This window comes from Enterobacter sp. CCUG 70166 (assembly GCF_020224095.1).
Lineage (GTDB): Bacteria > Pseudomonadota > Gammaproteobacteria > Enterobacterales > Enterobacteriaceae > Enterobacter > Enterobacter intestinihominis.
Genome location: NZ_NRIQ01000064.1, coordinates 1 through 6,450 on the forward strand (window position 1 = coordinate 1; position 6,450 = coordinate 6,450).

6 protein-coding genes and 2 pseudogenes are annotated in these 6,450 nt (G+C 47.2%); 1 reads left to right on the forward strand and 7 read right to left on the reverse strand.

Translation table 11 applies throughout. From position 1 onward, the window contains the following. Positions 1 to 133: 133 nt before the first annotated feature. Together CKK19_RS23300 and CKK19_RS23305 are read right to left on the reverse strand one after the other, a co-directional pair. Positions 134 to 586 (reverse strand): NAD(+)--rifampin ADP-ribosyltransferase Arr-3, encoded by a 453-nt coding sequence (locus CKK19_RS23300; protein ID WP_001749986.1) that lies wholly within the window; start codon positions 584 to 586, stop codon positions 134 to 136. 84 nt (positions 587 to 670) lie between these two features. Beyond that, positions 671 to 1,303 carry a type B-3 chloramphenicol O-acetyltransferase CatB3 gene (locus tag CKK19_RS23305; protein WP_000186237.1) on the reverse strand — a complete coding sequence of 211 codons (633 nt, stop codon included), beginning with the start codon at positions 1,301 to 1,303 and terminating at the stop codon, positions 671 to 673. 687 nt (positions 1,304 to 1,990) lie between these two features. Here CKK19_RS23305 and CKK19_RS23310 point away from each other — a divergent pair. Next, positions 1,991 to 2,647: a quinolone resistance pentapeptide repeat protein QnrS2 gene (locus CKK19_RS23310; protein WP_012537714.1), complete on the forward strand. Its 657-nt coding sequence runs from the start codon at positions 1,991 to 1,993 to the stop codon at positions 2,645 to 2,647. A gap of 297 nt (positions 2,648 to 2,944) precedes the next feature. On the opposite strand, the pseudogene CKK19_RS23315 reads toward CKK19_RS23310, so the two are convergent. The 5 genes and pseudogenes from CKK19_RS23315 to CKK19_RS23335 all read right to left on the reverse strand — a co-directional run. Then, positions 2,945 to 3,646, reverse strand: a pseudogene (locus CKK19_RS23315) (penicillin-binding transpeptidase domain-containing protein); the annotation flags it as partial. A 130-nt stretch (positions 3,647 to 3,776) separates the two neighbouring features. Then, positions 3,777 to 4,331, reverse strand: a complete 555-nt coding sequence (locus tag CKK19_RS23320) for a fluoroquinolone-acetylating aminoglycoside 6'-N-acetyltransferase AAC(6')-Ib-cr5 (RefSeq protein ID WP_063840321.1) — start codon at positions 4,329 to 4,331, stop codon at positions 3,777 to 3,779. Positions 4,332 to 4,494: 163 nt separating this feature from the next. Further along, a pseudogene (aadA1, locus tag CKK19_RS23325) lies at positions 4,495 to 5,333 on the reverse strand (ANT(3'')-Ia family aminoglycoside nucleotidyltransferase AadA1). A 113-nt stretch (positions 5,334 to 5,446) separates the two neighbouring features. Further along, complete coding sequence (locus tag CKK19_RS23330; RefSeq protein WP_000442373.1) at positions 5,447 to 5,683, reverse strand: trimethoprim-resistant dihydrofolate reductase DfrB1; 237 nt, start codon at positions 5,681 to 5,683, stop codon at positions 5,447 to 5,449. A gap of 130 nt (positions 5,684 to 5,813) precedes the next feature. Further along, positions 5,814 to 6,368 carry an aminoglycoside N-acetyltransferase AAC(6')-Ib4 gene (locus CKK19_RS23335; protein ID WP_003159191.1) on the reverse strand — a complete coding sequence of 185 codons (555 nt, stop codon included), beginning with the start codon at positions 6,366 to 6,368 and terminating at the stop codon, positions 5,814 to 5,816. Between the last annotated feature and the right edge of the window lie 82 nt (positions 6,369 to 6,450).

Here is a 6,450-nt window from a genome sequence, read left to right on the forward strand (position 1 = left end):
ATGTGCTTAGTGCATCTAACGCCGCCATAAACGGCGACAGGGTGGCGCGCCTATTGCGCATAAAATGGCGAAGCCATGCGCAACAGGCGCGGAATCTCTGGCGTCCGGTTTGATGGCTTTGTTATGCAAAGGACTAGTCTTCAATGACGTGTAAACCACGGCGCTTTAAGTCCTCCAACGAATCCAACATTCCCCTTATTAATTCAACAGGATGCCCCTCCCAGTCTTCAACAACGCCAACAATTCTCAAGGGTTCGCAGGTTCTATAGGACTGTGTTGGATTACCGGGAAATCTTTTGTTCGTAAGATTCGGATCGTCTTCGAACGGTCCTGTTGGCTCAACTATGTATATGTAGCCGCGACCCTCGAGGCCAGACAGTGACATAGCAAGTTCAGCTCCCCAAACTGCTGGCTCCATCAAGGCTGAAAAGTAGATGTGCTTAAGAATACGACCGTCCTCGAAATGAGAGATGAACCCTGTGGTTAGCAAGTCACCAATCGCCAAATTGGCTTTGGTTCCATGATAGAACGGTCCTTGCACCTGCTTGTAATTATCATGAGAGATGGGAATCCAATCTTTTACCATTTTAAGACCCTTAATTGTTGGGATTTGGCTGCATAACGCCTGAAATAAGCCGTGCCGCGAAGCGGCATCGGCTTGATTGAATTGTTAGACGGCAAACTCGAGCCAATACTTGTGCAGGCCAACAATATTAGACGAGCACAGCATGGGCATTGCCGCTTTGATCTTCTCCAGTGACCAATTCCACCACTCCATCTCCAGAAGCAATGAAATTTCCTCATCGGTGAAGCGTTTCTTAATCTTCTTAGCGGGATTGCCGCCAACGATAGCGTAAGGCTCCACATCTTTTGTCACCAACGAGCGGCTGCCTATCACCGCACCGTGCCCGATCTTGATTCCGGGCATGACCATTGCCTCAGAGCCGATCCAAACGTCATTGCCAATGACAGTATTACCTGCTTTTTGGAAGGCATCGAGTGCGCTTGAGAATGCAGGTTCTTCCTGCATATAAAAGAACGGGAAAGATGATGCCCAGTCGTACCGATGCCCCTGATTGCCAGCCATGATAAAGGAAGCCCCACTCCCGATAGAGCAGAAACTACCGATGATCAACTTATCAACGTCATCACGGTCCGGAAACAGATACCGTGCGCAGTCATCGAATGAGTGCCCATGATAGTAGCCAGAGTAATAGCTGTACCGCCCAACTTTGATATTGGGGTTCTTCACTTGCTCAGAAAGCAGCTTGCCTTTGAAGGGGCTATCAAAGTAGTTGGTCATAAGAGATCCCGCGGTCTGTGACTTTGCCGTCTAACGTTTGAAATAAGGGGCGCCGAGCGCCAGCGAGGGGAGCCAAAAGCTTGCTTTTGGCCGTCCCGACTTGATTGAAGGGTTGGGCGATTTTGCCATTAGATTTTTTATAAATTTAGTGTGTTTAGAATGGTGATCGCATTTTTCTTGGCTTTTATGCTTGATGTTAAATTCGACCCCAAGTTTCCTGTAAGTGCGGACACAAAAACATATTTATGTCCTGATTTGCTTATAATAAACCTGTGTGAGTAGAATAAAGTTTCGTTACTAAGTAATAAAGAATCATACTGAGTATTAAAGATTCATACTTAAATGGCAGCGATCAGAGTACACTGCCATTTCTAAAACGTTTATGCCCCATTCCTTCTTAGACCTTGTATCTACTTCAAATTGCAGGCTTCCGTTTAAGGTTACTTTACCTAATGGCGGACATCAGTAATCTATTGGGTTCCTTTTCTCTGTGGCTTTTTAAGCGGATAACTTTTTTCAATGGTGCCGCGTACTTTGAACGTTAACATAGAGGCTCAGGGCGCTATTTTACCCCCTTAAAATAGGCAAAATGAGGGTTTTTAAGATCTTGATTTTTAGTGTTTTTATTTTGGTGATGTGATGTGGCTTTGATGGTAGTGTTGCGTCCAGTTCATCATAGGAGTCAACATGGAAACCTACCGTCACACATATCGACACCACAGTTTTTCACATCAAGATCTAAGTGATATTACTTTCACTGCTTGCACCTTTATCCGATGCGATTTTCGACGTGCTAACTTGCGTGATGCGACATTTATTAACTGCAAGTTCATTGAACAGGGTGATATCGAAGGTTGCCATTTTGATGTCGCAGACCTTCGCGATGCAAGTTTCCAACAATGCCAGCTTGCGATGGCAAACTTTAGTAACGCCAATTGCTACGGTATTGAGTTACGTGAGTGTGATTTAAAAGGGGCCAACTTTTCCCGAGCAAACTTTGCCAATCAAGTGAGTAATCGTATGTACTTTTGCTCAGCCTTTATTACTGGATGTAACCTGTCTTATGCCAATATGGAGCGGGTCTGTTTAGAAAAATGTGAGCTGTTTGAAAATCGCTGGATAGGGACTCACCTCGCGGGCGCATCACTGAAAGAGTCAGACTTAAGTCGAGGTGTTTTTTCTGAAGATGTCTGGGGACAGTTTAGCCTACAGGGTGCTAATTTATGTCACGCCGAACTCGACGGTTTAGATCCTCGAAAAGTCGATACATCAGGTATCAAAATTGCCAGCTGGCAACAAGAACAGCTTCTCGAAGCGTTGGGTATTGTTGTTTTTCCTGACTAGATGCTTACGAATACCTGCTGATAAACTATACACAACATTAATACATTTTCTAATTCAAATCACCAGAGCTAGATCAATACTTCTAGCTCATTCTTGTCCAGAAACGTGTTTGAATGGGGCCAATCAATCTGTGGATGCTCAAGACAACCAGTATGATACTTTATTACTCAGTTGTAGCGTGACTCAGATTTTGTAGTAGGAATTAGTATGAATCTTTATTTCTGGGTGAGTATCATTTAGAACGGTACAAACAGGGTTACTTGACTGCTTAGTATGAAACTTTATTCCTCTCCTACAAAACCCTTCAAACCATCCGTTTTGTAAGGTTCTATTTGCTGTGAATCCTGCACCAGTTTTCCCATACAGTTTTGTACTATTATCCAGATCTTGTAGATACATGTTCTCTATGGTGTTTTCTATGGCTGAGTTTTTAACTGGGAGATTGTGATTAATAATTTTACGCAGGAATTGAATTTGTTCTTCTGGTGAAATTTTTAAGCTACTTTCGAGCCATGCTTCTGTTAATCCGTTGTTTCTTTCTTTATCTCCAGAGAAGTCTTGATTTCCATAATCAAAATCTTTGAGATAATTCTTGATTTTATTTAATCCAATTTTTTGGGTTATTTCTTGCGAAACCCAAACAACAGAAAATTGCATCCACGTCTTTGGTGTATGATTGCTGTTCCAGATCTCCATTCCTTTGGGGGTTTTATCCCATTTGAATATGGTTTTCTGATCTATTATTTCCGCATCAAATGCCATAAGTGATAATGCGATCTTGAAAGTTGAATCTGGTGCCATTTGCGTTGCACACTTTGCTTTATTGAATTGAGCAATTTCAGCGTTTGTGGATGCATCGTAAAGTAAAAAACAACCTTCAGTTCCTTCAAATAATGGAGATGCAACAGTAGAGATATCTGTTGATGCACTGGCGCTGCTGTAGATAATATTTGCAATTATTAAAAAAATAGCGAAGTTGATATGTATTGTGTTTTTCATAATAAGTATTGGTTTGGTAAAGGGCTTAATTTTAACGGCTAACAATTAATGAGGCTCCGGGTTCGCCCAACGTTTGACATGAGGGGCGGCCAAGGGCGCCAGCCCTTGGACGTCCCCCTCGATGGAAGGGTTAGGCATCACTGCGTGTTCGCTCGAATGCCTGGCGTGTTTGAACCATGTACACGGCTGGACCATATGGGGTGGTTACGGTACCTTGCCTCTCAAACCCCGCTTTCTCGTAGCATCGGATCGCTCGCAAGTTGCTCGGCGACGGGTCCGTTTGGATCTTGGTGACCTCGGGATCATTGAACAGCAACTCAACCAGAGCTCGAACCAGCTTGGTTCCCAAGCCTTTGCCCAGTTGTGATGCATTCGCCAGTAACTGGTCTATTCCGCGTACTCCTGGATCGGTTTCTTCTTCCCACCTTCCGTCCCCGCTTCCAAGAGCAACGTACGACTGGGCATACCCAATCGGCTCTCCATTCAGCATTGCAATGTATGGAGTGACGGACTCTTGCGCTAAAACGCTTGGCAAGTACTGTTCCTGTACGTCAGCAAGTGTCGGGCGTGCTTCTTCTCCGCCCCACCACTCGACGATATGAGATCGATTTAGCCACTCATAGAGCATCGCAAGGTCATGCTCAGTCATGAGGCGCAGTGTGACGGAATCGTTGCTGTTGGTCACGATGCTGTACTTTGTGATGCCTAACTTTGTTTTTGCGTTGCTCATGATGTCTAACTCCCAATTTGTGTAGGGCTTATTATGCACGCTTAAAAATAATAAAAGCAGACTTGACCTGATAGTTTGGCTGTGAGCAATTATGTGCTTAGTGCATCTAACGCTTGAGTTAAGCCGCGCCGCGAAGCGGCGTCGGCTTGAACGAATTGTTAGACATTATTTGCCGACTACCTTGGTGATCTCGCCTTTCACGTAGTGAACAAATTCTTCCAACTGATCTGCGCGCGAGGCCAAGCGATCTTCTTCTTGTCCAAGATAAGCCTGTCTAGCTTCAAGTATGACGGGCTGATACTGGGCCGGCAGGCGCTCCATTGCCCAGTCGGCAGCGACATCCTTCGGCGCGATTCTGCCGGTTACTGCGCTGTACCAAATGCGGGACAACGTAAGCACTACATTTCGCTCATCGCCAGCCCAGTCGGGCGGCGAGTTCCATAGCGTTAAGGTTTCATTTAGCGCCTCAAATAGATCCTGTTCAGGAACCGGATCAAAGAGTTCCTCCGCCGCTGGACCTACCAAGGCAACGCTATGTTCTCTTGCTTTTGTCAGCAAGATAGCCAGATCAATGTCGATCGTGGCTGGCTCGAAGATACCTGCAAGAATGTCATTGCGCTGCCATTCTCCAAATTGCAGTTCGCGCTTAGCTGGATAACGCCACGGAATGATGTCGTCGTGCACAACAATGGTGACTTCTACAGCGCGGAGAATCTCGCTCTCTCCAGGGGAAGCCGAAGTTTCCAAAAGGTCGTTGATCAAAGCTCGCCGCGTTGTTTCATCAAGCCTTACGGTCACCGTAACCAGCAAATCAATATCACTGTGTGGCTTCAGGCCGCCATCCACTGCGGAGCCGTACAAATGTACGGCCAGCAACGTCGGTTCGAGATGGCGCTCGATGACGCCAACTACCTCTGATAGTTGAGTCGATACTTCGGCGATCACCGCTTCCCTCATGATGTTTAACGAATTAGCTCAGCGGGCGGCGAAGCCGTCCGCTGGAGCGACAAGTTGGGCTGTAGTCGGTGATGCCCGGTTTGACCGTTGAGCGGCGCACTTCAACCTTGAACTCAGTTGATGCGTTCAAGCGCCGCAACAGGATAAATCTGTACTGAGCCTGGGTGAGCCTCAGACTCGACGGCGTAGCCTTCGGGGGTCAAATTTGTGCAGTACCACCCGACAATCTGACCTTGCCAGGCGGCGCCGGATTTCTTGCGCACGCGATCTCCCATACCAAACGTGGCGTTCGATGGGAATACAAAATTGCCAGCAACTGGATTACTGACTTCATTGCTACTTCGTTCCATTTCCGACCTTTCTTGTGAACTTCTAGGTGTTCTATGTGGCCCGACGACACGCTGCATTGGTCACGCCCAACGTTTGACATGAGGGGCGGCCAAGGGCGCCAGCCCTTGGACGTCCCCCTCGATGGAAGGGTTAGGCATCACTGCGTGTTCGCTCGAATGCCTGGCGTGTTTGAACCATGTACACGGCTGGACCATCTGGGGTGGTTACGGTACCTTGCCTCTCAAACCCCGCTTTCTCGTAGCATCGGATCGCTCGCAAGTTGCTCGGCGACGGGTCCGTTTGGATCTTGGTGACCTCGGGATCATTGAACAGCAACTCAACCAGTGCTCGAACCAGCTTGGTTCCCAAGCCTTTGCCCAGTTGTGATGCATTCGCCAGTGACTGGTCTATTCCGCGTACTCCTGGATCGGTTTCTTCTTCCCACCATCCGTCCCCGCTTCCAAGAGCAACGTACGACTGGGCATACCCAATCGGCTCTCCATTCAGCATTGCAATGTATGGAGTGACGGACTCTTGCGCTAAAACGCTTGGCAAGTACTGTTCCTGTACGTCAGCAAGTGTCGGGCGTGCTTCTTCTCCGCCCCACCACTCGACGATATGAGATCGATTTAGCCACTCATAGAGCATCGCAAGGTCATGCTCAGTCATGAGGCGCAGTGTGACGGAATCGTTGCTGTTGGTCACGATGCTGTACTTTGTGATGCCTAACTTTGTTTTAGGGCGACTGCCCTGCTGCGTAACATCGTTGCTGCGTAACATCGTTGCT